The 23,470-nt window shown below is 42.6% G+C and carries 24 protein-coding genes, 1 other RNA gene and 2 pseudogenes; 23 read left to right on the forward strand and 4 right to left on the reverse strand.

Annotated features, from left to right (window positions below; all coding sequences use genetic code 11):
• Positions 1-46: 46 nt before the first annotated feature.
• Positions 47-808, reverse strand: coding sequence for an N-acetylmuramoyl-L-alanine amidase (locus tag MST20_RS04845; RefSeq protein WP_243940436.1), 762 nt, complete (start codon positions 806-808; stop codon positions 47-49).
• Between the two features lie 159 nt (positions 809-967).
• On the opposite strand from MST20_RS04845, the gene ssrS reads away from it, so the two are divergent.
• Positions 968-1,151: non-coding RNA, 6S RNA (ssrS, locus tag MST20_RS04850), on the forward strand.
• A gap of 187 nt (positions 1,152-1,338) precedes the next feature.
• On the opposite strand, the gene MST20_RS04855 is transcribed toward ssrS, so the two are convergent.
• Positions 1,339-1,824: a DMT family transporter gene (locus MST20_RS04855; RefSeq protein ID WP_243940438.1), complete on the reverse strand. Its 486-nt coding sequence runs from the start codon at positions 1,822-1,824 to the stop codon at positions 1,339-1,341.
• A gap of 18 nt (positions 1,825-1,842) precedes the next feature.
• Positions 1,843-2,295, reverse strand: coding sequence for a DMT family transporter (locus MST20_RS04860; RefSeq protein ID WP_243940440.1), 453 nt, complete (start codon positions 2,293-2,295; stop codon positions 1,843-1,845).
• 104 nt (positions 2,296-2,399) lie between these two features.
• Between MST20_RS04860 and MST20_RS04865 the strand changes: the two genes are divergently transcribed.
• The 15 genes and pseudogenes from MST20_RS04865 (at position 2,400) to MST20_RS04935 (ending at position 16,536) form a co-directional block, all read left to right on the forward strand.
• The gene (locus MST20_RS04865) at positions 2,400-2,564 is read left to right on the forward strand and encodes a hypothetical protein (RefSeq protein ID WP_243940442.1); all 165 of its coding nucleotides are present in this window, start codon (positions 2,400-2,402) and stop codon (positions 2,562-2,564) included.
• Between the two features lie 170 nt (positions 2,565-2,734).
• Positions 2,735-2,857, forward strand: a pseudogene (locus MST20_RS21340) (hypothetical protein); the annotation flags it as partial.
• A 298-nt stretch (positions 2,858-3,155) separates the two neighbouring features.
• Positions 3,156-3,779 carry a TetR/AcrR family transcriptional regulator gene (locus MST20_RS04875; RefSeq protein WP_165427041.1) on the forward strand — a complete coding sequence of 208 codons (624 nt, stop codon included), beginning with the start codon at positions 3,156-3,158 and terminating at the stop codon, positions 3,777-3,779.
• 2 nt (positions 3,780-3,781) lie between these two features.
• On the forward strand, positions 3,782-4,168 hold the full coding sequence (locus MST20_RS04880; protein ID WP_243940444.1) for an OsmC family protein: 387 nt from the start codon (positions 3,782-3,784) through the stop codon (positions 4,166-4,168).
• 32 nt (positions 4,169-4,200) lie between these two features.
• The gene (locus MST20_RS04885) at positions 4,201-5,550 is read left to right on the forward strand and encodes a cytosine permease (RefSeq protein ID WP_243940446.1); all 1,350 of its coding nucleotides are present in this window, start codon (positions 4,201-4,203) and stop codon (positions 5,548-5,550) included.
• A gap of 24 nt (positions 5,551-5,574) precedes the next feature.
• On the forward strand, positions 5,575-7,680 hold the full coding sequence (locus MST20_RS04890; RefSeq protein ID WP_243940448.1) for a hydantoinase/oxoprolinase family protein: 2,106 nt from the start codon (positions 5,575-5,577) through the stop codon (positions 7,678-7,680).
• The gene (locus MST20_RS04895) at positions 7,677-9,155 is read left to right on the forward strand and encodes a hydantoinase B/oxoprolinase family protein (RefSeq protein WP_243940451.1); all 1,479 of its coding nucleotides are present in this window, start codon (positions 7,677-7,679) and stop codon (positions 9,153-9,155) included. The genes MST20_RS04890 and MST20_RS04895 overlap by 4 nt, the downstream gene beginning before the upstream one ends.
• On the forward strand, positions 9,152-10,891 hold the full coding sequence (locus MST20_RS04900; protein ID WP_243940453.1) for a hydantoinase B/oxoprolinase family protein: 1,740 nt from the start codon (positions 9,152-9,154) through the stop codon (positions 10,889-10,891). The genes MST20_RS04895 and MST20_RS04900 overlap by 4 nt, the downstream gene beginning before the upstream one ends.
• A gap of 171 nt (positions 10,892-11,062) precedes the next feature.
• Positions 11,063-11,497: a DUF2243 domain-containing protein gene (locus MST20_RS04905; protein ID WP_020451523.1), complete on the forward strand. Its 435-nt coding sequence runs from the start codon at positions 11,063-11,065 to the stop codon at positions 11,495-11,497.
• A gap of 273 nt (positions 11,498-11,770) precedes the next feature.
• Positions 11,771-11,947: a hypothetical protein gene (locus tag MST20_RS04910; protein WP_243940455.1), complete on the forward strand. Its 177-nt coding sequence runs from the start codon at positions 11,771-11,773 to the stop codon at positions 11,945-11,947.
• A 287-nt stretch (positions 11,948-12,234) separates the two neighbouring features.
• Positions 12,235-12,789, forward strand: a complete 555-nt coding sequence (locus MST20_RS04915) for an SMI1/KNR4 family protein (protein ID WP_243940457.1) — start codon at positions 12,235-12,237, stop codon at positions 12,787-12,789.
• Positions 12,790-12,941: 152 nt separating this feature from the next.
• Positions 12,942-14,819 (forward strand): T7SS effector LXG polymorphic toxin, encoded by a 1,878-nt coding sequence (locus MST20_RS04920; RefSeq protein ID WP_243940468.1) that lies wholly within the window; start codon positions 12,942-12,944, stop codon positions 14,817-14,819.
• A gap of 14 nt (positions 14,820-14,833) precedes the next feature.
• Positions 14,834-15,301 carry an SMI1/KNR4 family protein gene (locus MST20_RS04925; RefSeq protein ID WP_243940470.1) on the forward strand — a complete coding sequence of 156 codons (468 nt, stop codon included), beginning with the start codon at positions 14,834-14,836 and terminating at the stop codon, positions 15,299-15,301.
• Positions 15,302-15,487: 186 nt separating this feature from the next.
• Positions 15,488-15,953 (forward strand): annotated as a pseudogene (locus tag MST20_RS21235) (DUF4274 domain-containing protein).
• A gap of 331 nt (positions 15,954-16,284) precedes the next feature.
• Entirely contained in the window at positions 16,285-16,536 is a 252-nt protein-coding gene (locus MST20_RS04935; protein ID WP_075754482.1) for a hypothetical protein, read from the forward strand.
• A gap of 713 nt (positions 16,537-17,249) precedes the next feature.
• Here the strand turns inward: MST20_RS04935 and MST20_RS04940 are convergent.
• On the reverse strand, positions 17,250-18,194 hold the full coding sequence (locus MST20_RS04940; protein ID WP_243940472.1) for an urea transporter: 945 nt from the start codon (positions 18,192-18,194) through the stop codon (positions 17,250-17,252).
• A gap of 250 nt (positions 18,195-18,444) precedes the next feature.
• Between MST20_RS04940 and MST20_RS04945 the strand changes: the two genes are divergently transcribed.
• From MST20_RS04945 to MST20_RS04975, 7 genes are read left to right on the forward strand one after another with little or no spacing between them, the layout of a single operon-like run.
• Positions 18,445-18,747, forward strand: coding sequence for an urease subunit gamma (locus MST20_RS04945; protein ID WP_020451534.1), 303 nt, complete (start codon positions 18,445-18,447; stop codon positions 18,745-18,747).
• A gap of 21 nt (positions 18,748-18,768) precedes the next feature.
• Complete coding sequence (locus MST20_RS04950; protein ID WP_243940474.1) at positions 18,769-19,095, forward strand: urease subunit beta; 327 nt, start codon at positions 18,769-18,771, stop codon at positions 19,093-19,095.
• Positions 19,092-20,804, forward strand: coding sequence for an urease subunit alpha (gene ureC, locus MST20_RS04955; RefSeq protein WP_243940476.1), 1,713 nt, complete (start codon positions 19,092-19,094; stop codon positions 20,802-20,804). The genes MST20_RS04950 and ureC overlap by 4 nt, the downstream gene beginning before the upstream one ends.
• Before the next feature lie 10 nt (positions 20,805-20,814).
• Positions 20,815-21,270, forward strand: a complete 456-nt coding sequence (gene ureE / locus MST20_RS04960; RefSeq protein ID WP_243940478.1) for an urease accessory protein UreE — start codon at positions 20,815-20,817, stop codon at positions 21,268-21,270.
• The gene (locus MST20_RS04965) at positions 21,263-21,946 is read left to right on the forward strand and encodes an urease accessory protein UreF (RefSeq protein WP_243940480.1); all 684 of its coding nucleotides are present in this window, start codon (positions 21,263-21,265) and stop codon (positions 21,944-21,946) included. The genes ureE and MST20_RS04965 overlap by 8 nt, the downstream gene beginning before the upstream one ends.
• A gap of 21 nt (positions 21,947-21,967) precedes the next feature.
• Positions 21,968-22,579, forward strand: coding sequence for an urease accessory protein UreG (gene ureG / locus MST20_RS04970; protein ID WP_059231446.1), 612 nt, complete (start codon positions 21,968-21,970; stop codon positions 22,577-22,579).
• 1 nt (position 22,580) lies between these two features.
• Positions 22,581-23,405, forward strand: coding sequence for an urease accessory protein UreD (locus tag MST20_RS04975; RefSeq protein WP_243940482.1), 825 nt, complete (start codon positions 22,581-22,583; stop codon positions 23,403-23,405).
• Positions 23,406-23,470: the final 65 nt, after the last annotated feature.

The raw sequence follows: 23,470 nt of genomic DNA on the forward strand, positions 1-23,470 counted from the left end.
TGCGATCTATACGAGACAGATCGCGGGCTTTTCTTGATGATTGTCCCTATTCCTGGTAAATGAAAGCGTCAAATCCGGCGTTTTTGGCTTGCTGAACGAGCGCTTCGGCATTTTCTTTTGAAGAAAAAGCGCCAATTTGCACTTTGTAAAGGCTGTCCCTGTAAATCACAAGGGCATCAAACCCTTTCGCTTCCGCTTGAGCGGCAAGCGAATCGGCGTTGGTTTTGGTCCTGAAAGCGCCGATCTGCACTTTATAGAGAGCTGCGGCGTTTTTGGAAAGGTTAAATGCCCTTGCGAGTCCGTTGGCGTGGCCTCTGGCAATGGTTTGAATAAACGCGGATGACTTCAGTTTCTCGGCGTCGCTTATATTGTCTACAAAGCCATTTTCCGTAAGAAGTGCGGGCATGGCTGTTTCTCTTAGTACATGAAAATTGGCCGTTTTCTTGCCGCGATCCCTGAAATCGACAACTTTTAAAATCTCTTCATGCATGATATCCCGATAGGTGGTGGTAGGTGCGCCGACGCCGGGATAAATGTAATCCTCGAAACCTGTCCCGCCCCCGGCATTCATGTGAATCGATAAAAAGTAGTCCGCTCCCCAGCTGTTCGCAGCGTTCGTGCGTTGCGTCAGACTGACGGTTTGGTCGCTTGTCCTGCTCAACAGGACTGAAACATTTTGATATTCATTCAGCAGTATGTTTCTTAAAGCCAAGGCGGTTTGCAATGTTAACTGTTTTTCTTGCAAACCATTGCCTGAAGCGCCTGGATCAGTCCCGCCATGGCCGGGATCGATAAAAATTTTTACCACAAGACATCACCTCAATAGACAGTCTATGAACAGATGGACGAGAAGGGTTGTACGATCGCTGATAGATTGCAGAATTTTTTAAATATTCAACTTATTATAGAGCGTCATATTCTCTTTAGGCAAGAGGTTGCATTTTGAATGTTTTTATCATATAATTCAATTACGCTGCATTGTACGTAATGATAATTAAGTTTTAACCTTTAAGCTGTAATAGGGAGTTTTATATCGGAACCGGAATGTCATGCCTTCCTCGAAAGGACGACAGGAACGTTTCTGCAGACACCCACTTTGAGGAGTGTGGTTTAAAACTTTCTTACTTGCATACGGCAATTGCAGCACTTCACTTAAGTCATTTGAATAAAATGGCTTTTTTTATTTGCTTAAAATCAGTTCACTGTAAATATTTTATGTAAACTAACTTACTGTAAATAAAGGGCGGACACCGCCCTTTTATTCATTTTAAAGTGAATGCTGTCAAATCAAACGAATGCCTGAATTCCAGCAGGCAGAAGGTGCAAAAATGACTGACATCAAAAATGCTGAATGATGATAATTCCCGTGATCATCAGGACAATTCCCAGCATGCGCTGCACATTCAAGCGGTGTTTGGGGGTTCCGAACCATCCAAAATGATCAATGATGAGGGCGATGATCATTTGGCCGCTTAAAGCTAAAACAACAGTAAGCGACGCTCCGACAATCGGTAAAAGCAAAATATTGGATGTAATAAAGATGACGCCAAGTATTCCGCCAGTCCAGAGCCACCAAGGGTTGCTCGTGATATAGGTTTTTGCTGTTTGTAAATTGTTTAAATGAAATAACCGACGATGCTCAATGATCGACGTAAGAAAGAGAAGAATGACCATTCCCACCAAAAACGAAATTAGTGAAGCGATAAAAGGTGATTGGACAGCATTTCTCAGCTCTGAATTGATAGATGTTTGAATCGGGGATGCCATTCCGGCAAAAAGCCCGAGCATCATGTAAAGAAAAATGTGCATCGTTTTGTTTTTCATCTATGATGAACTCCCTTGCTATTCATATTTTTTGATAATGAAAACCCCGGAGATGATGAACAGAATGCCGATGATTCTAGGAAAGTTTAATTCATGAACGGGAATATGAAACCATCCGAAGTGATCGATGGCCAGAGCCATCACCATCTGCCCAAGCAAAGTGACGACAACCGTCAGTGCTGATCCAAGACGCGGAAGCAACAAAATATTTGAAGTTAAATAAAAAACGCCTAAACATCCGCCTCCAATGAGGATCCACAAGGGGATGGAAGGGAGAAGTCCGATGATAGACAAAAAATGACGTTCTGTCACTAAGGCGACAATGAGCAGGATAAGCGTCCCGGCAAAAAAAGATATGGCCGCCGCCCCGTAAGGAGACCCGATTTTCATGCCTAGCCGTGAATTAATTGAGGTTTGAACAGGAATGGCCATTCCGGCCAAAATACCGGCTATTAGTATTAAAATGATCATATTTTTAAAAACTCCTTTTTGCGATAATTAGAACGATTATTTCAAAGCGGGAAGTCTTGCTGTTTTTGAGGGACACTTTGTATTTTGGCGAAAAGGAGTCTATGATGCAAGAGCTGATTGATGAAAAGAATACAAAATTTGCAGCTTTGTATCTATATCATTTTTCTTTTATGAAAATAATCTTCCAAGAAGATTTTGAAATTCAACAAGGTGATGTAGCGATAAAAAACCAAAGAGGACTCCGGCTGAGTTCTCTTTGGTCTTTTTAAGTCCGGTTCCTCGTGTTCAAAGCCGTAAAATATCTCCATAAAAAGTAAGTTGGAATCCCGGCAAAATCCCGTTCATCCAAATCGAACACGCAAATTTTTAAGAAAGAAGAATTGTTAAACTGAAAAAAGTCCTATAAACTACAAGTAATATTTTGTTAGGGGGTGGGAACGTGTTCAACGAAAGAGAGGCGCTCCGATTAAGACTGGAACAACTGAACAATGCCGAGATACAAGCCATACGCGAACTCCAAAATGAGCGGAAAGACATTTATTCCAGGTTGCGGGAATTAGATCATCAAAAAGTTTCATCATCACATCATAAAAAAACGTTATTAGAATTAGTCGATGAAACTGCAAATCTCTTGAAAAAATAAACCGAAAGCCGGTTGATCCAGTGCCGTGAGAGGGATGAAAGAATGAAATAGAGGTTTTACTTTGCTCATATTTTGTAATTGCGCGAAAAATGGAAAGGTTAGCAACTTGACTAGGAAAAAAACATTGTATAAGATTATTCTTACAAATCCAATAGGAATAACAGCCCTAAAACTGACTGACTTGTCAATCGAGATTTCAGGGTAAGGAGGGAAACACTTGGGAAATACGGATACAAGAGAGGAATTGCTACATATCGCGCTTGAGATTTTTGCTACGAAAGGATATCACGCGACAAAAATTTCAGACATCGTCAAACAGGCCGGCGTTGCACAGGGAACTTTTTACTGGCACTTCAAAAGCAAAGAAGAAATCGCCAAGGAAATCATAGACAAGGGGAAAGAAAACCTTCTTGCAGCCATTCATCAAGGCTACAGGCAGACGTTTGCTCTTACAGATGATATGATCCAATCCACGACAGCACTTATGAAAAGAATTTTTACGTTTGCACAGGAGAACCGATACTTAATGACGTTTTTATTAGTCAAGGGACAAGGCGCCGATCCGGATATCAGGGAGGCAATCGAAGAGGCGCTGATCAGTGTTGAACAAGCATTTAAAAAGAACATCCAAAGGGCTACAGAGCTTGGCATGCTAAATTCCTCCCATAATACTGATCTGCAGGCCACCATGTTAACAAGTCTTGTGTTGGGCACACTATCAAAATGGCTGTTTGGGCCAAAGCATGATCTGAATTATGTTCCTAAGTTTTCAGTTGATGAAATGACTGAAGAATTGGTTCATTTTGAATTTTTCGGGCTGATTGGCCAAAGGAGGAATTAAATTTGTCTATTATTCGAAAAACGAATGGAGAGTTTGGGATTTTTCATGAAGCCGGTATGCAGGCGAAGGGATCTTTCACTCCGAATTCAGACGGCCTTTCGCCGATTGAGCTGTTGGAAGCTTCATTAGGGATGTGTATCACCATTTCTTTGCAAAGGATGTTTGAAAGGGACTGCATAGAGGTGCAGGAGGATGAGTTTTCAGTTTCTGTTTCCGCCGCTAAAGCGCCCGATGGCCCGTCCCGTGTTGAAAAATGTACGGTTAGCGTCAAATTGCCTGAGCATCTTCCGACCGACTATAAAAACAAATTAATCACCTCTGCTGAAAGGGCATGTACAATCGGCAATACGTTAAAACGAGGGGTAACGATTGATACGAATATGGTGTAACGATCTACATGATGAAACGAAGGAGCATGAAAATGGAAAACAACAGTAAAAAACCTTCCTATACAAATGCTGATGATTTTGCTGTTACATCAGTGCCTGAAAATAAGAGAAAATCGATTTTTAACATAACGATTACAAGCTGTGCCTGGATTATCTCATTGTCGACGATTGTGACTGGAGGAGCGCTGATCCAGGGATTAAATTTTGCGCACGCCGTTTTGGCTGCCGTCTTAGGTATGTTGATTCTTGCGGTCTATGGCTTTTTTCAAGGTGTAATGGGTGCAAAATACGGAATATCGACAACCGTTCTTGCCCGTCAGGCTTTTGGACGCTACGGATCGGGCCTTTTTGGAATCGTCTTGGCGCTGACGCTGGGAATCGGCTGGTTTGGCTGGCAGGTTGCTTTTTTCGGCACGACCATTTCTGAAATGTTTCCGGGTGTTTGGCTTGCAAAGCCTGAAGTCGCCATCATTTGGGGCGGTATTTTAATGATCCTTACCGCTTTTATAGGATATCGCGGACTTGCCGCTTTAAGTTTTATCGCTGTACCTTTAGTCGTCATTTTTTCTATATGGGGCATCGTGAGTGCTGTCAATTATTCTGGAAGCTGGCATAACTTGCTGACGTTTCATCCGACAGGAGACCCTATGACGATATTTGCCGGAATTACAATCGTAGTTGGAAATGCTGCATTAGGTGCGGTTGTTTTTCCTGATGTGACGAGATATGCAAAAGGAGCGGTTTCAGGAGGAATAGGTGCGTCTGCCGGTTATTTCCTTGGAGGTGTTTTCTGTCTTGTTGCAGGAGCAGCAATGGCCATTGCTGCGAATGTTCCGGATATCGGGTCAACACCGAATATTCCTGCCGCGATGAGCAAGCTCGGGCTTGGATTTTTGGCATTTTTCATCATCGTTTTTGCACAATGGACGACGAACGATAACAATTTGTATACCGGATCTCTGGGGCTTCGCAATGTTGTGAACATTCCTAAGAAAGCACTTGTGGCGATCATGGGCGTAATCGGCATCATCATTGCATTATTAGGTGTCCAGAATATGTTTGTGCCATTCTTAACATTTTTAGGTTTATATGTTCCGCCGATCGCAGGAGTGATGATCGCCGATCATTGGATCACAGCACCTGTCATCAAGAAAAAACAATATCGATTCGGGGCTGGAACAACTTATTCGAAGCTGAATGTCGCGGCGATTCTTTCGGTGATCATCGGAGGTTTTACCGCTTCAAAGATAACGTTCGGTATCGGACCGATTAACTCTACTATACTTGCATTTTTGATTTATATCATTTTTACATTTATTTTCACGAAATTAAATCTACGTTACGAAATCGGAGAAGCGACAGAGGAATCGTCTGGTTTTTAAGCGGATAGGGAGGAAGGGTTTTCAATGATGAATGAAAAAATCCAATGGGTATTTGGAATTGATGTCGGCGGGACGTTTACAGATTTAGTGGCTGTCAACAAAGGAGGGAAAATGGTTTCGACGAAGACGCCTTCAACCCCTGATCAGTCTGATGGTGTCATGAACGGGATTAAAAAAATGGCTGAAATCATCGGAATAGATGTAAAGGATCTGTTAGCCAATAGTCCATTGGTGGTCCATGGAACAACAGTTGCCACTAACGCTTTGCTGGAATATAACGGAGCAAAGGTGGGGCTTCTCACAACGGAAGGCTTTCGGGACGAAATCGAATTCCGTCGCGCGTACAAAGAAAGCGTGTTTTCTCCGCGCTTGGAAGCTCCTTATCAAATTGTCCCAAGAAGGTATCGTGTGGGGATTCCTGAACGATTGGATCATACGGGAAATGTCGTAACTGAGCTTGATGAAGAAGCCGTCCGCCGGGCGGTTCGCGGGTTTATCCAAGAGGGGATCGAGGCGGTTGCTGTTTGCTTTCTGTTCAGCTTCATGAATCCTTCGCACGAAATTCGCGTTAAAGAGATTATTCATGAGGAAGCTCCCGGCATGTTTGTATCGTTATCATATGAAGTGCTGCCGCAGATTCGGGAATTTGAACGGGTGAGCACGACCATTGTCAACACGTTTACCGGCCCTTCTATGCAAAGCTACTTGAACCATCTTGACGAACGGCTTCGCGAAGACGGATTTGCCGGAGAACTGTTTGTCATGCAATCAAACGGCGGGGTGCAAAATGTCATTCAAAGCGGAAAATTTGCCGCAGGAGGCCTTCTCTCAGGTCCAGCCGGAGGAGTGACGGCTGCTTCCTTTATCGGAGAAAAATCGGGCTACGAGAACGTCATTACCGTAGACATGGGCGGAACAAGCTACGATGTCTCGGTTATCGAAAAATTAAATCCGGCGATCACGACTGAGAACTGGATCAGCAGATACCGGGTTGCTCTGCCGATGATGGATATCCACACGATCGGCTCCGGCGGCGGAAGCATCGCCTGGATTGACAGCGGCGGAGCTTTACAAGTCGGCCCGCGAAGCGCAGGCTCCAATCCGGGGCCGGCCTGCTACGGAAGAGGCGGAGAAGAACCGACAGTTACGGACGTGAATGTTTTCTTAGGCTATATTAACCCAGATAACTTCCTTGGTGGAGAAATGAAGCTTGACCGTTCACTGGCTGAAAAGGCGATCGGTACACGAATTGCTGAACCGCTCGGGATTTCGACAGTGGAAGCCGCTCTTGCGATCTCACAAATCGTCAACAGCGATATGTCAAATGCAGTCCACTTTGTGACGACACAACGGGGTCATGATCCAAGGAATTTCGCCCTAATGGCTGTCGGCGGCGCCGGAGCCATCCATGCAGGCAAGCAGGCGGAAGACCTCGGCATTAAAACCGTTATTGTTCCATCCCTTGCCCCGGTCTTCTGTGCGCTCGGCGATGTGGCGGCAAACCTTAAAGTAACGGAGCTCAGGACGCGCTTTGAAAATCTGAAAAACGTTGACCTGCAAGCGATGAATGCCGATTTTGAAAAGATGGAACAGACGGCCCGCGAAAAACTGGGAGGCCAGTCGGTCACCAATCAATATGAAACCCGCCGCTTTATCGATATGCGCTACGCCGGGGAAGTCCATGAAGTCACCGTACCGGTAAAATCGAGAACGCGGAGAATAACAGAATTGAATCTTGAAGCAACGGCGGCAGATTTCCATGACCTTCATGAAAGAATGTTTGCCCATAAAGATCCCGAGCACGACATTGAAATTTTAAATCTTCGCCTTGACCTGGTTGGGGTCAGAGAGCCGTTAAAGCTTAAGGAGGAGCCGTTTGAGCAGGAGGACCCTTCAAAAGCGAAAACGGGCGAACGAGAGATGTATTTTGACATCGAACCGACGAGGACGCCTATTTTCAACGGATCAATGCTTGAGCCGGGCAACCTGATTGTCGGTCCTGCCATCATTGAGCAATGGGGTACGACCATTGTTGTTTATCCGGGACATGAGGCGCTAATCGATTCTTACCGCAACTGTGTCATTGAAGTAAAGCACTCTCAACAGGCGACTAGAGGTGGAAATGCATGATCCAAGCTCAAATTCTTTATAGCAAGCTGCAATCGATCGGCAGAGAAGTCGGGGATAATTTGCAGCGCATCTCCCGTTCTCCCTTGCTTTCACAAGACCGGGCATTTGCTACAGCGATTTTTACGAATGAGCTGAAAATCGCGGTTCAACATCAATATGAGCCTGAACATTTGTTTTCCTTAAAAGAAAGCGTGGAAAATCTGTTCGACTATTTTTCATTTGATATCGCAGATGGAGATGTGTTGCTCGTCGCAGATCCATACAGCGGCGGAACGAAAGGACAGTCGCTTACCATGGCGGCGCCGTTATTCCTTGAAGGAGAGCTCGTTCTCTTCCCCGCTGTCCGCGCTCAGATGATCGATTTGGCCGGCGAGTATCCGGGCGGATTCCATCCCGATGCATTTGAAGTATGGCAGGAAAATATTAGGATTACGCCGGTGAAGCTTTATAAGCAAGGTGTTCTGCAGACCGATATTCTTCGTTTCTTATTATCAAACAGCCGGGTGCCCGCTTCTTTTAAAGCGGATTTGGAAGCGATGTATACATGTTTGCATGGCGCCAAACAGCAATTGAAAACGTTTCTCGGCAGCTACGGCCAAAAAACAGTGACCGAATCGATCGACAGCATGTTTGAATACAGCCGAAAAAGGGTTGAGCATCATGTCTCTCACCTGCCTGAAACTGAAATGAGCGCTGTCCAAGAGTTTGAAGTTTCCAAAGGAAGCAAGAGTATAATTCATGTGCAAATCTCAAAGAAGGACGATGCGGTTGAGATCGATTTGAGCAGATCATCTGCGCAATCCGTAAAGCCTGTTAATTCACCTGCCGCTTTAACGAAGGCGTTTGCCGTTTGGCCGTTCCTGGCGAGGATTGCAGATGATATACCGATCAATGAAGGAACGCTTCAACCTTTTCAAACGAAGACGAGGCTGGGAACGATTTTGGATCCGGAATTTCCTGCAGCGACAGCATTAGCTCCAAGCATTACCGGCCATTTCATCGCTGAAGCGGTATATAAAGCCATTCAAAACGGACAAGGGACGAATGAAGAATTTCCGCCGATTTACGGGACAGGTCCGCAGGCCGTTTTTTATCCGGAGCTTGGCGCGGAAGCCGAAACGAAATCAATCGTTCTGGCGCCCGGGTATCCTTCAGCTTCAAAAGGCTTCGGGCCGCCTGCTTTATTTGGTCAACGGATGCTTGTCTCTGCAGAGGAATTGGAGCTTTACCACGGTTTTAAAATGGTTTCCCGGGAGTGGACGGACAATGGGGAGGAAATGAAAGTGTCTCTGCTTAACCAGGAGGACGATATTTATTTCAACCTTCTTCTCCCTTGTAGCGAAAGGGGAGAATACGGATCTCTGTCAAGAACGGGAGATCATGACGAAATCTTTTATGAAAGCACGGTAAACCAACATGTGAAAAAAGGCGAGCTCCTCGTCTTCACCTACTCTCAAAAGGAGGAGCAGCTATGATTAATCAGGACTTTATTCTATCACAGGTGGTCGGCGGTTCTCTTGATGCGGTTGCCAGGGAAATGAGCGCCACTGTTACGAGAACGGCCCGTTCACCATTGTTTAACGAAGCGCACGATTTTACGACGGGCGTCTTTGACCTTTCCGGCAAAAAATCGCGCCTTGTCGCGCAAGCCCCGGGCTGTACGCTGCACCTTTATGCGGTAGTAGGCGCAGTTGACCATTTATTGGACGCTTTTCGGTACGATCTTCACCCTGGAGATATTCTTCTGGTGAATGATCCGTATCATGGAGGCTCGCACAGCCTTGACTGGACAATCGTCATGCCGGTTTTTTATAATCGCAAGCCGATCCTGCTTCCTGCTGTCCGAAGTCATATGGCCGATAATGGAGGTCCGGTTGCTGGAGGGTACAATCCGCGCTCAAAAGACATTTGGCATGACGGGCTGCGGATTCCGCCATTAAAAATTTATGAGCGGGGAGATAAGCGCAGGGATGTATTCGATTTAATTGTTGCAAACAACCGGCTTTCCCATTGGCTTGAAGGCGACTTAAATGCGATGATCGGGGCATGCAAGGTCGCTGCCTCCCGAATCCAAACGATGCTGGATAAATATGGCGCCGAAAAGGTGATTACGGCTATTGACAACCGGATTCAATATACAGAAAACAGGGTTCGCGATGAAATCAGCAGCTGGCCGGACGGCACCTATGTCGGTGAAACATTTGCTGACCACGACTTTCAAGGCAACCGCGATATTAAGGTTCGCGCAACGGTGACTGTGAAAGGCAGCGATCTTCACATTGACTTTACCGGCTCATCTCCGCAAGTAAAGGGCTTCATCAACAGCCCGCTTTCAAATACGACTTCGTTTGCTTTTGTCGGTATTTCGACTTGCTGTGATGAGGATATTCCGATCAATGAAGGATATATGAATCCGGTAACAGTAACTGCGCCTGTAGGAACAGTTGTGAACCCGCAGCTGCCGGCACCGTGCGGACACGCGACTGCGTGCGTAGGGGCAGAAATAGCTGAGGCTGTTCTCCAGGCCATTTCCCAATGTGCGCCAAAACGCGTCGGAGTGAACGCCCATAAGCTTCCTCTCGCTTATTCTCACGGAAAATACGACGACGGGAAGCCGTGGGTGAACCTGAATTTTTACGGCTATACCGGCGGTGCGGGGGCTGCATACGAAACGGACGGATGGGGACTTTATCCTCCCGTTATGACAGGAGTTATTCTGCCATCGATTGAAATGACTGAAGTTCAATACCCGAGCCGTGTATTAAAGCATGAATATACGAGCGATTTTACGGGAGCAGGCCGATGGAGAGGCACCCCCGGGTTGGACGTTCAGATCCAGCACTTAAAGGAAAGCCGCACAAGCGTCATGATGGCAGGGGTCCGAAATACAACAAAAGGCTTCTGCGGAGCAGGTGATGCACCAAGCAACAAGGTGATCGTCGGGTATGGAACAGACGAAGCCAGAGAGATCGATGAAACGGCTTTTGAAGTCAAAATGCCTGCGGGCGGCATCATCCAATTTTACCGTGCAGGCGGCGGAGGCTGGGGGAATCCGCTGGAACGTGAACCGGAAAAGGTGCTGGACGACGTCTTCAACGAGTTTGTCAGCATTGAATCAGCATTGCAAGATTACGGTGTCGTGATTGACCCTGAGACACTTACCATTAACGACATGGAAACAAAACGTGTGCGGGCTTCCCGCCTTTCATAAATAAAAAAGCTGATCTGAAAGGAATGAAGACACCTTTTCGGATCAGCTTTTTAAATACTCATATGGTAAAAAGAGGATAATTGCTTTCGAGAGAGAATGTAAACATAACCGGTTTGATCTTTTAAGCCGGCGGCTACATAACAGATTAGCAAATAAAGGAGGACAAATCATATGAAAAACAAAAAAGCGTTTTGGGGACCTTTTCTGTTCGGTGTCGGCATCATCGCCATGATCGACGGCATCGTTTTTCACCAATTGCTTCAATGGCACAGCGTGTACATGGACACAGACCGCTCTCACCAAATTATGAGCGACGGACTGTTCCATCTGTTTTCGCTCGTCATCCTTTTTATCGGCGGGATCCTGCTGTGGAACAGAGGTGACCTGAGCAGCAGCCGGCCGCAGCACATCTTTTGGGGAGCCTCTTTGCTGGGGGCGGGCTGGTTTAATTTCCTTGAGGGCATCATCAATCATCATCTTCTTCAGATTCACCACGTCAACCCGCTAAGCCCGAACCGCCTCTTATTCGACCTTGCTTATGACGCATCAGGCCTGTTGATCATTCTGGCCGGATGGTTGATCTATAGAAAAGGCAAACAGAAATAAAAAATTGGTTTGTCCGCACAATTATTTCTCGGGAAAGCGCAGGTTTCAACAAGACCTGCCCTGTTTTTGTCAAAATTTGAAGAAATAAAAAAACTCCATTTTAAAAATTGATGTGATCAGTAACCGCCGCTTGAGGAAGTCGTTTTATGTAAACAAGTTTTTAAAGTGCGGCAAAGTGCAACTGTTCACTTCAAGCAAAAAGGGGGTTCAATGGAAAAAAGGTGTTCATATCGTTTGACGGACATCTTTTTAAATAGGAGGTTTACATATTAAATGTTAAGTGTGCTGCTGCCTAATTTGCTTATCCTTTCTGCTATCATTTTATTTTTATATTACTTGATCGTACTGATAAAGGAAAACAAGATAAATCGCAAACAAAACGAGGAAACCCAACAGTTGCTTAGGGAGATATTAAAGGAAGTGAAAAGCAAAGATTTAGAGCGAAAATAAAAGATATTATATTTCTGGAGTGATTTAGTTGTGCCTCAGAGGAAACATTTGAGGATAAGACTGCACCGTGAAAGTCGGGGGAGATTTGCAAGGAGGCTATTTCATGCAGCTATTTGTTTGCCTCAGCTTACCCTAGACCTAAATAACCTTAATTTTTGGATCCTTAAAAGACAAACTTATGATGATTACGGAATCCCGAGCAATTTGTTTCCTCTGTAAATAGAGGGGCATAAAAAAAGTCTCACGTTGGTGGAGAAACAAGTCACCTGTAATAAGAGGGGATGAACATGACAAGTTTCGTTCAGAATACCGTGAATGGCTTAAAGAGTTTATTAGATCAAAATGGAGTCATTAGGAGCCTTGGCTCTGAAGGTGAAATTACAGATGCTCTTGTCACATTCTCTGACAGCGGAGCCTCTCAAAGCGATATACGCGCTTTCGAATCGCATCATCAATTATCTCTTCCTGATGATTATAAAAAATTTTTAACTCTACATAATGGAGCTAGAATTTTTGATAGTCTTTTAGATGGAGTGAATATTGGCGGAGGTCTGCATTTATTTAACCTCAACGAAATCGACACAGAACTGAAAGATGAGGAATTGTATGAGGATGTTAGCGGTATTCCAATTGGACATTTTCTGGAAGAGTGCGACCTAATGATTGACAGAGACAGGCTCAAGGAAGGAGATCCCAAATACCTTTATTTACTTGAGGATGGTCTTGAGTATAAGCCTCTCGATTTAAATTTTGAGATATTTTTAGACCGATATGTTATGTGTCATGGGCAGCCATTTTGGGAGTGGAGATATTACACAGCGGAAAATTATTATAGAACATGACGGCCGGATTTTTGGTCGTCTTTTTTGAGTAGGTTGTTTATCCTGATTCTAATGATTCATTTTCATGAATGATCAGGATTTATTCCCCAATTTCCTTCTATAAAGTGGTAAACTCTAAAATGATTGTAACTTTAGTATTAGAGGAGAGTGCCATGAAGACTTTGGATGTGCAGGCGCTGCACAAAGCCATTGATCAAACGCTGGAACAATTAAAACATCAGTCAGACGAATTTGCTCAAGTCAAAAAAAGCGTTGAGGATATCGCATCTCTTGATGATGCTTTAAAGGGAAAAGGCGGGGACGCAATTCGTGCATTTTATAAGGAGTGCCACACCCCTTTTCTACAGTTCTATGATACTTTTATAGAGGAATACAGTTCTGCGTTAAAGAAAATGAAAACCGCGCTGAACTCTCTAGAACCAAACCACAACGGATTTATTTCACAGTCCTTTCTCGAACACGAGCTGGAGAATGGCTTAAACGCTGCTGATCGAACAACGAAACATTTAGTTTCTAAGGCCAACGCCACGATCTCGAAGGTTAGCCATATTGTCGATTTGCCTGACTTGAATGACAGCGATTTTCATGAACAGAATAGAAAAGCGCAAAAAGAAATTAATCAAACAATTGAAAAGCTGCACACTTTTGACCGCGAACAGACAAGCGCTCTCAAAACGGCCGAAAACGACCTGGAAACGATGCAGCGATACATAAGCAGGCTTGAAAAAATGTATACAGGCCCTAAAATTGAAATTACCGGCTATCAAAAAGGCGCGATTTTAAAGCCGGATAAAATGGATGCTTTGCGTGGTGGCCAAGACACAGCGATGGGCATCATGTTGGATAAGCTGGATAAGAGATCGAAGCTTGAAAAAGAAGTTAGCGAGGTTAGCAAACAGGATAATAAAATTGCTAAACTCAAGAAGAAGCTTGATGATTTCAATTTTTCAACGGCTTCAGAGTTTTATGAGATGGCTGCGGAAATTGGCTACGAAAACCTTTCCCCTTGGCAACAGCGGTATTTCAATCAAATTGAAGGCGCTCGTGATTTTGGCAACGCAATTAAAGGAAGCGCTGAAGGACTCAAAAATGCAGTTGTCGACACTGCCGTAGGCCTATGGGACATGGTCGTTCACGCAGACGAAACGATTGAGGGCATTAACTTTACGCTTCATCATCCTGATGTCACATTTAATATTATAAAAAAAGGAATTGAAGACTCGTATCAACGAGATGTCGTCAATGGTGATTCTTACACCCAAGCCAGATGGTTTAGCTATGCCGTTGGAATGGTCGGGACATCGATTGTTGGTTCTAAAGGCGTTGACAAAGCTGCAAAAGCGGGGAAGGTAGGGCAGGTCGCTGCCAAAGCAACTAAAGCTTCTAAAAAAGTATCGAAACAAGCTTTGGACAAAAGTGTAGCGTCTTTCAAGAAATCGATGCAAAGGGTTGCTTCAAACATAAAAGGGATTCAAATACATAACCCTTTTGCGCCGCAAATCAAGCTTGCAGGCGGGGGGAAAGTTCCTTATCATGCGCTTAATGGGGAGCATATAAAAGACAGTCTTATTCAATTTGCGAAGAAAGTCTCTGATATAAGCAGAAAACCGTTTACAGGAAAAAGTATAAGCCTTCCTTGGGTTAACAAAGAGAGATATGGAGTTACAGAAGTTAAGGGACATGTTAAGGCTAAAGGAAAGATTAAAAATGTTAGTCGAAGAGTTTATACATGGAAGGATATTGATCCTAATCAAAAAGACCGAAAAGGGAGAACCAATTTGGAATTAATGAAAGATGGCAAAGCTCCCTTCGCCAAAGATGGCACACAAATAAACTTACATCACCTTATTCAAGAAGAAAGTGGAACAATGGCGGAGATACCTAATAGTTGGCATACAAAGTATTATAAAGTAATACATGGGCTTAAATCCAAGGGTGAGAGCTTTAGAAATGATCCAGTATTAAAAGTTCAATATGAATATTTTAGAGCAAGATACTGGAAATGGAGAGCAAAACAATTTGAAGAATAAGAGAGGTTATTGCATTGGATATTTACACAGAGGTAACAGATTTCTTATCTCAAAATGCAAAAGATAAGGATTTTACGGGTGGAATAGATAATGACAAGATTTTGGGTATTGAACACGATCTTCATGTCAATTTGCCAGAAAGCTATAAATGGTTCTTGAAAAACTTTGGATCAGGTGGAGTATATGGAGTAGATATACTTGGTTATGATTTTGGTGGAGCATCTGTAGTTGAATTCACAAATGAATATAGAAAACATTATAACCTTACAGATGGGTTAGTAGTTATAGAAGATATTGACTTCTTTGCTTATTGTTTAGATACAAACAAGATGGGGAATGGGGAATGTCCAGTATTTATCTGGGATCGAGAAAATGGATATGAAAATGTTGTAGCCAGCAGTTTTATAGAGTTTTTTTATGATAAACTTAAACGAATGAAAGAAAACTGGGAAGAAGACGAAGAGTTGGACGATGAAGAATAATTTAATATATTCAAGCACTTAATCTTTGATTGAGTGCTTTTTCAAATCGAGAAAAAATCCGATGATGGACATCATCTTCATATAAGGAGTGGCCGGAAACCTATGCAAATTTCCTAATGATGAAGGAGAAAGCTTTAACAATTGGTCGACTAATATTTGAAGTTTTTGTTAGGAGGTAAAACACCATTGGAGAAGAAAGATATTAAGTTCCTCGAAGAACTGCTTTATAATACAGATAAAACGTTTAGTAAGAGTGATGAGAAATATTGAAAACCCTGTGATTCTTCTTCAGCGAATTATAATTGGAATAGTGGTTTTGATGTTCCGAGAGCAATTCTTGAGAATGAGAATTGCGATTATGGTATAGGGTTATTAATGTTCCATTATGCAGATGGTTATCGTATGCTCGAAAGCCCAGACGACGTTTCAACATCTGCTTTAGAAGAATGGAAGGATTTTTTTTATCCAAACATATCATAAGCTTATAAATTTGCAGTTTAAATCTCAAAATATTTCATTTGACCCTGAAATAACAAGGGTTCAAAGGTTTAAGTTGAAAAAAAATAACCCGAATATTCACGATGCTTTACTTGATAAGTCACCAGGGAATGTGATTGAAGTTCCATTTAATGTGTCTTTAATAATTGAATAGTAGTGTTTTTCAAGGTTGATCAAATTGAGAAAATCCAGCAGGTAATTGGGCGGAATTAAAGGCAATTTGGAAAAAAGCCGGGTGAGATGTATTAAATGTGGCTACCGAAATGGTGCAGATTCTGAAATATTAGGAATGGAATTAAAGTGAATCTTGAGTGAAAAGTGATTAAAGTTATGTTTAATAAATTGTAAAAATGTGTATTATTTTTGAATTATTTTTCAATTCTACATCATTTGACAATTTTTTCATCCTTTTGGTGTTAAGCTCAAGGTGTCTATTAAGTGGACAAGCATTTAATAGGTAAACAAAATGAAAAGGGGATGTGTTTATGTTTAAAAACAAACTCAAAAAAGTAGCGGGAGCGGTTGCAGTGGCTGGGGCTCTGTTGGTATCTGGATTACCTGCAAGTGCTGCACCGGATTTAACTCCGATTCGAGACAAGTATCCAGACGCCTATCAATTCCAATGGAATGGCAACAATACTGTAACTGTTTTCTTTAGAGACAGCCAAGGTAAATCTTATCACAGAACGTATACGTGTGTTACGGTTATCGATGGAACTTGCTACGTGTATAAGTAATCAGTAAGACAAAATTCTGTCTCAATCGTTTGTATTCTTCCTGAGACAGAATTTTTTTCATTAACCAAATCAGTTACTTTCAACTTCACTTTTGATGCCTTCCATGTGTCCAAATCCTCTTTATTTTCTTGATGATCAATGAAGGCAAAACTGGAACAGTATGCTATGGGTTTATCCCTGTTTGCGCATTACTGACAATTGGTTCAGTAACAGAACATGAAAGATAAAAGTGGAACAGGGGAGAGCTGAGCAGCGGGCGCAGCACATCTTCAGACCGGATGGAATCATTTTCCTAATGGTCTTATCAAGCAGTTAATCATCTGAATGATGTCGGAGACGCTCTCATGGCATCATGATTGTTTTTCATGGGGTAATGTACTTCTGCGCTCTCGATTGAGTCGGGATATTTCTCTGTTTGTTTATAGTGAGGAAGGGAAAGGGTCAACTCTTTTTATATGAAATGGAACATTCCTATAAAAACCCCGGCATTCCTGGTAAGTTTTCACGGCCTATGTATTCTTCTAGCCCACCATCGTTTTTCTCAAGTTATCATTCATGTATGTCTAAACACGAGTATATTAGTATAGTAAGACATCATGAGTTTCTTCCATGAATTTACTTCTTATCATATTTCTTCTGCTCTACCGCCCCAATTCTTTTTACATGCCAATGATTGTCGCTAAGCGGCTGATTTACATCATCAATAGGCAAAGCTATAAGTTTGGCAGAACCTTTCTTGCACCTAAAAACAGCCATGAACAAAGAACAAACGGCATTGTTAGGGCAGGGAGTCCATATGGCAAAAGATACGTGTTGAGGCCTGCTGTTATAGGCACTGTCAGGCAAGCTGAAATGATCCCTGATAAAAATGCAAACCGGTTATGTTCACTTTTAAAAACGGCAGATACGGCCAGAATCGTTAAAATTGCGTTATACCCGTAAAGACCCAATGTGATGAGAGAACGCTCCCCTCCTAAAAGGAATGCAATGATGATGGCAACTGCATTTCCGATAACTGCATAAAGTCCCAGTTTTCTTCCTGCCCAAAATACAGCGAGAAAAATTAAAATCCCGGATACTGTGTTATTCAGAAAAAATACTTGTCCAATTCCATGAAAGACCCCGTCTATTAAATTGACTTCCCCTGCTGTCTTTAGTTTCCAGTGTGTTAAATCTTGAGGCACCAGGGCAGAACTTAATTTAATTCCATTTAATTTGTATGAAGCTAATAATATAAACCACGTCAGGATAACAAAGGGGAATGTAAGGATTGGAACTTCGGTTCTTTTCGTAAAATGCATCATGGCGGCTGTAAAAATGGCTGCTACGGCTGATCCAATTAAAGCGACAAGCCACATGTAAGGGCCAGTTAAGAATGATGCCAATGCTATTCCTGTTAACACAGAATTATATCCTAATAGACCCTGATTGATAACCTTTTCATCTGCTGCTCCCAATTTCCCTGCTAAAGTACCGATAATAGCGGATAACAAAGCGATTATACCTAAATAATAGGAAAAAATAGTAATAGCTATAAGGATGAGAAAGCCGGTCATCACATTCTCAATCAGGATGACTTGAGAGATGCCTTTGAGAGAAGCTGTTATTAAACGGGAAAACACCCCCTCGCTTAATAAATGATGTTTGTTTTTTCGCATAATGAATATTCTCCTTTCTTTTCAAGGTTATATATTCTTCAGTGTATCATATATAAATTTTTGAATATATAAATTGACATATATGTAAAAAATGATATATATTTAAAACAGAAGCAGAGGAATCAAATATATTTTCAGTTTTTTAGTTTTGGCGCTGTCAGCTCAGAATGTTAATGTTCGTAATGAACTGGCTCCCCCTTATAAGAATGCTCACCGTTTGGTCGTAATAAAAATACAGGGAGGTTTTGTGATGCAACTATTACCGCGTGAAGTAGACAAGCTTATGATTGTTGTCGCTGCAGATCTTGCGAAGCGACGTAAAGAACGGGGATTGAAATTGAACCACCCGGAAGCAGTAGCCCTGATAACGTATGAAGTGTTGGAGGGAGCAAGGGATGGAAAAACAGTTGCGGAGTTGATGGAATATGGAACAACCATATTGTCGCGGGAAGATGTAATGGAAGGCATTCCGGAAATGATTGATGATATCCAGGTAGAAGCTACATTTCCAGACGGCACAAAGCTTGTCACTGTACATAGTCCAATTAAATAAAATTGGTAGGAGGCTATTTATATGGAACCTGGACAACTATTTTTAAAAGAAACAGATGTCATTTGTAATGTCGGAAGAGCGGCGTCCAAATTGACTGTAACGAATACAGGTGACCGCCCAGTTCAAGTAGGTTCACATTTTCATTTTTATGAAGCGAATGAAGCGCTTCAATTCAAACGAGAAGAAGCATTTGGAAAGCGACTAAACATTCCGGCAGGAGCGGCTGTGCGTTTTGAGCCCGGTGATGAAAAAGAAGTGGAATTAGTGCCTTACGCCGGCGAACGCCGGGTATACGGATTTCATAATAAAGTGGACGGATCATTAGAAAAAGAGGGGAACCAATCATGAGTTTCAAGATGCCAAGAAAGCAATACGCTGAAATGTACGGTCCGACTACAGGGGACTCTATTCGTCTGGCAGATACAGATTTGCTCATCCAAATCGAGAAAGACTACACGACATATGGAGATGAAGTGGTATTCGGCGGCGGTAAAGTTATTCGTGATGGAATGGGACAACACCCTTTGGTTACACGTGGAGAGGGAATAGCAGATGTTGTCATTACGAATGCTGTTGTCTTAGATTACACTGGTATTTATAAAGCGGACATTGGAATTCGTGATGGCAAAATCGCTGGAATCGGGAAAGCAGGTAATCCGCTAATCATGGACAATGTGGATATTGTGATTGGCGCCGGTACAGAAGTTATTGCTGCTGAAGGTATGATCGTTACTCCAGGTGGAATTGACACTCACGTCCATTTTATTAATCCGGAACAAATCAGAACAGCATTAGCTTCAGGTCTTACCACCCTAATTGGAGGAGGGACAGGCCCTGCTGCAGGATCAAAGGCTACTACAGTTACACCGGGCGAGTGGCATATGCACCGAATGCTTGAAGCGGCAGAGGGCATGCCGATTAATGTTGGGTTTACAGGAAAAGGACAAGCCGCTTCAGAAGATCCGCTGGCAGAGCAAGTACGCGCCGGCGCCATTGGACTGAAAGTTCATGAGGACTGGGGCGCTACAGCTTCAGCTATCGATCATGCGCTAAGTGTGGCTGACAAATATGATGTTCAGGTTGCCCTTCACGCGGATACATTAAACGAAGGCGGATTTATGGAAAATACAATGGCCGCTATTAAAAATCGCGTCATTCACATGTACCATACAGAGGGTGCAGGGGGAGGACATGCTCCTGACTTAATTAAATCGGCCAGCTTCAACAATGTTCTGCCGTCATCTACGAACCCGACATTACCTTATACAGTCAATACGGTAGACGAGCACTTAGATATGTTAATGGTCTGTCACCACTTGAATCCATCCATTCCGGAAGATTTGGCGTTTGCTGACTCACGTATCAGACGCGAAACGATTGCAGCAGAGGATATTCTCCAGGATATGGGTGTATTCAGTATGACTAGTTCGGATGCCCAAGCGATGGGACGGATTGGAGAAGTCATTTTACGTACTTGGCAAGTAGCCGATAAGATGAAAAAACAAAGAGGAACAATGGCGGGCGACAGCGAGCTTTCGGACAACAACCGCGTCAAACGTTATATTGCCAAATATACAATGAATCCTGCCATTACGCATGGTATTTCCGAATATGTCGGTTCTATCGAGACAGGAAAAATGGCCGATCTCGTTGTCTGGAATCCAGCATTTTTCGGTGTGAAGCCTGAAATGGTCATTAAAAGCGGCTTTGTTGCAGAGAGCTTAATGGGAGATGCTAACGCCTCTATTCCGACACCGCAGCCTGTGATTTACCGTCCGATGTATGGGCAGTTTGGCAAGGCGCTGTCCAGCACTTCCATTACGTTTATTTCCCAGGCAGCTTTCGATGACAAAGTGCATGAGAAGCTTGGGTTGCAAAAAATCATTCTTCCGGTTCGCGGTATTCGCAAACTAACGAAAAAAGATATGAAGCTGAATGGCGAAACCCCTGAAATAACGGTCGATCCACAAACATATGAAGTGAAAGTAAATGGCCAATTAATTACATGTGACCCTGTTGATAAGGTGCCAATGGGTCAACGATATTTCCTATTCTGAGGTGAGAGTCATGATAATTGAACAAATCGTAACAAATATTGAAAACATGGAAAAAGAGGAAATTGAAAAACGCCATATTGAAAAAGTTTACCTCGAAAGTGCTCATTTGGTAAAACGAATCCAACGGGTGAAAACAGATCATGGCAACGAAATTGGAATACGCTTAAAAGAACCGCGTGACCTTGTCGCTGGTGATGTTTTGTATATGAATGATCAAAATATGATCGTTATCGATGTATTATCCGATGATTTATTAGTCATCAAACCGCGCACTTTGAATGAAATGGGAACGATCGCTCATCAATTAGGAAATCGCCACCTGCCGGCGCAGTTTGAAGAGGACGAAATGCTTGTTCAATATGATTATCTTGTAGAAGAGTTGCTTCAAGACATGCAAATTCCATATAAACGTGAAGACCGAAAAGTAAAACAGGCTTTCCGCCATATCGGCCATAGCCATGATTAATATTCTATCTTTACTCCAACTATGCGATTCAAATTTCCCTATCGGGGCTTTTAGTCATTCGTATGGTCTTGAGACCTATATTCAAGAAGATAAAGTCTATGATCAAGCAACGTTCGTACAATGGCTTCATACGTATGTAAACGAGCAGCTCATTTATTCTGATGGGTTGGCATCCCGCCTAGTATATGAAGCGTTAGAGAATGAAGATTTACAAACAGTATGGAAATTAGATCGCATGTTGACTGTTCAAAGTTTGCCGCGTGAAACAAGAGAAGGAACCCAAAGGATGGGCGAGCGGATGTTAAATCTTATTGAATCCCTATATGAGATACCCATTCTTTCAACATATCGGGAGCGTATAGATCAAAAGCAATCGTTTGGACATCCCTCCATTGTATTTACGATTGTAGGTCATCATCTTGGTGTCCCTTCATCAACGACTACTTTGTACTATTTGTATTCTGTAGTCTCAAATCTTGTCCAAAATGCGGTACGGGCCGTCCCTCTAGGGCAAGTGGCAGGTCAAAAGACAATTCAAGAATTTCAGACTGTTTTAATCGAAGCAACAGAAAAAATTCAAAGTTTACATGAAGAAGAATTTGGGATTGTTTCCCCCGGTTTGGAATTATCTCAGATGATGCACGAGCGTGTAAATATTCGTATTTTCATGTCTTAATAAAAAAAGGAAGTGTTAGGTATGAATCCAGTTAGGATCGGTGTAGGAGGACCTGTAGGAGCAGGGAAAACGATGTTAGTCGAAAAAATAACCCGGCATTTACAAGATGAAATGAGTATGGCAGTTGTGACAAACGACATTTATACAAAAGAAGATGCCAAATTTTTAATGAACAACGGAGTGCTTCCCGCAGATCGCATTATAGGTGTGGAAACAGGCGGATGCCCTCATACGGCAATACGCGAAGACGCATCAATGAACTTTGCAGCCATTGATGAGCTAGTGAAGAAGAATCCAGACGTTGAACTTATTTTCGTTGAAAGCGGCGGGGATAATCTGGCAGCCACATTCAGCCCTGAACTTGTTGACTTTTCAATCTATATTATTGATGTGGCCCAAGGGGAGAAAATACCGCGAAAAGGCGGTCAAGGAATGATTAAATCTGATTTATTTATCATCAATAAAACAGATTTAGCGCCTTTCGTTGGAGCAAACCTGGATGTTATGGCATCTGATACGAAGGTTTTCCGCGGAGACAAGCCATTCGCTTTTACAAATTTAAAAACGAATGAAGGTCTTGATCAAGTCATTGACTGGATTAAGGAAAATGCACTATTAAAAGGACTGGAGTAAGATGGGGGACTGGACAGGCGTTTTGCGTTTGAGCGCTGAAGAAAAAAATGGAAAGACCATAGCGAAAAATGTGTATTTTCAAGGGGCGTATAAAGTCATGCGTCCTATTTATCATGATGAATCAGGACAAGCCTGTTATTACATTTTAAACCCCGGCGGCGGTTATTTAGACGGTGATCGCTATCAAATGAAGATTTCACTGGAGAAACAAGCAAGGTTAACATTAACAACCCAATCGGCAACTAAAATATATAAGACACCGCATATGCATGCATATCAGGAAACTGAATTTAACCTTAAGGAAGGCAGTTATCTTGAGTACATTCCCGATCCGCTTATCGGCTATCAAAATGCACGGTATAAACAAAAAAATGTAGTATATATTGAAAAAGGATGTACGTTCCTTTATTCAGATATTGTGACTCCTGGATGGTCCCCTAGTGGAGAAAAGTTTACCTATGATACGCTTCAATTCAATAATGAAATCTATATGGAAAATGAGCTGGCAGTCTATGACCATATCAAACTATGCCCAGCTAAACAAAATATAGATAGTCTCGGTTTAATGGAAGGCTATTCTCATTTAGGTTCCATGATTGTGATCAATGAAAAAGTAGATCATGACCTTCTTGATCGTTTATATCAGGCCGTTGATACTCAGACAAAACAATATAAAATAGGCATATCTTTATTGGCTGTCCCTGGGTTTTCCGTACGGGTATTAGCAAATCAAACGCAGATCATCGAAAGTCTGTTTTCCGAATTTCATCATATTCTCAACCAAGTATGGTTTAACAAAACCCCGAGTTTTTTAAGAAAATATTAACGGTGAAAAAAACCAGCAACTGTTCAATTGTTGGTTTTTTTCAGATTCAAGCTAAAAGGAGATGT

The organism is Bacillus sp. B19-2, assembly GCF_022832475.1.
GTDB lineage: Bacteria > Bacillota > Bacilli > Bacillales > Bacillaceae > Bacillus > Bacillus paralicheniformis.

Bases quoted from the DNA above. Each gene is read 5' to 3' on its own strand.
- MST20_RS04855 (WP_243940438.1), bottom strand. From the start codon at position 1,824: ATGAAAAACAAAACGATGCACATTTTTCTTTACATGATGCTCGGGCTT.
- MST20_RS04860 (WP_243940440.1), bottom strand. From the start codon at position 2,295: ATGATCATTTTAATACTAATAGCCGGTATTTTGGCCGGAATGGCCATT.
- MST20_RS04865 (WP_243940442.1), top strand. From the start codon at position 2,400: ATGCAAGAGCTGATTGATGAAAAGAATACAAAATTTGCAGCTTTGTAT.
- MST20_RS04885 (WP_243940446.1), top strand. From the start codon at position 4,201: ATGGAAAACAACAGTAAAAAACCTTCCTATACAAATGCTGATGATTTT.
- MST20_RS04890 (WP_243940448.1), top strand. From the start codon at position 5,575: ATGATGAATGAAAAAATCCAATGGGTATTTGGAATTGATGTCGGCGGG.
- MST20_RS04895 (WP_243940451.1), top strand. From the start codon at position 7,677: ATGATCCAAGCTCAAATTCTTTATAGCAAGCTGCAATCGATCGGCAGA.
- MST20_RS04900 (WP_243940453.1), top strand. From the start codon at position 9,152: ATGATTAATCAGGACTTTATTCTATCACAGGTGGTCGGCGGTTCTCTT.
- MST20_RS04905 (WP_020451523.1), top strand. From the start codon at position 11,063: ATGAAAAACAAAAAAGCGTTTTGGGGACCTTTTCTGTTCGGTGTCGGC.
- MST20_RS04910 (WP_243940455.1), top strand. From the start codon at position 11,771: ATGTTAAGTGTGCTGCTGCCTAATTTGCTTATCCTTTCTGCTATCATT.
- MST20_RS04915 (WP_243940457.1), top strand. From the start codon at position 12,235: ATGACAAGTTTCGTTCAGAATACCGTGAATGGCTTAAAGAGTTTATTA.
- MST20_RS04920 (WP_243940468.1), top strand. From the start codon at position 12,942: ATGAAGACTTTGGATGTGCAGGCGCTGCACAAAGCCATTGATCAAACG.
- MST20_RS04935 (WP_075754482.1), top strand. From the start codon at position 16,285: ATGTTTAAAAACAAACTCAAAAAAGTAGCGGGAGCGGTTGCAGTGGCT.
- MST20_RS04940 (WP_243940472.1), bottom strand. From the start codon at position 18,194: ATGCGAAAAAACAAACATCATTTATTAAGCGAGGGGGTGTTTTCCCGT.
- MST20_RS04945 (WP_020451534.1), top strand. From the start codon at position 18,445: ATGCAACTATTACCGCGTGAAGTAGACAAGCTTATGATTGTTGTCGCT.
- MST20_RS04950 (WP_243940474.1), top strand. From the start codon at position 18,769: ATGGAACCTGGACAACTATTTTTAAAAGAAACAGATGTCATTTGTAAT.
- ureC (WP_243940476.1), top strand. From the start codon at position 19,092: ATGAGTTTCAAGATGCCAAGAAAGCAATACGCTGAAATGTACGGTCCG.
- ureE (WP_243940478.1), top strand. From the start codon at position 20,815: ATGATAATTGAACAAATCGTAACAAATATTGAAAACATGGAAAAAGAG.
- MST20_RS04965 (WP_243940480.1), top strand. From the start codon at position 21,263: ATGATTAATATTCTATCTTTACTCCAACTATGCGATTCAAATTTCCCT.
- ureG (WP_059231446.1), top strand. From the start codon at position 21,968: ATGAATCCAGTTAGGATCGGTGTAGGAGGACCTGTAGGAGCAGGGAAA.
- MST20_RS04975 (WP_243940482.1), top strand. From the start codon at position 22,581: ATGGGGGACTGGACAGGCGTTTTGCGTTTGAGCGCTGAAGAAAAAAAT.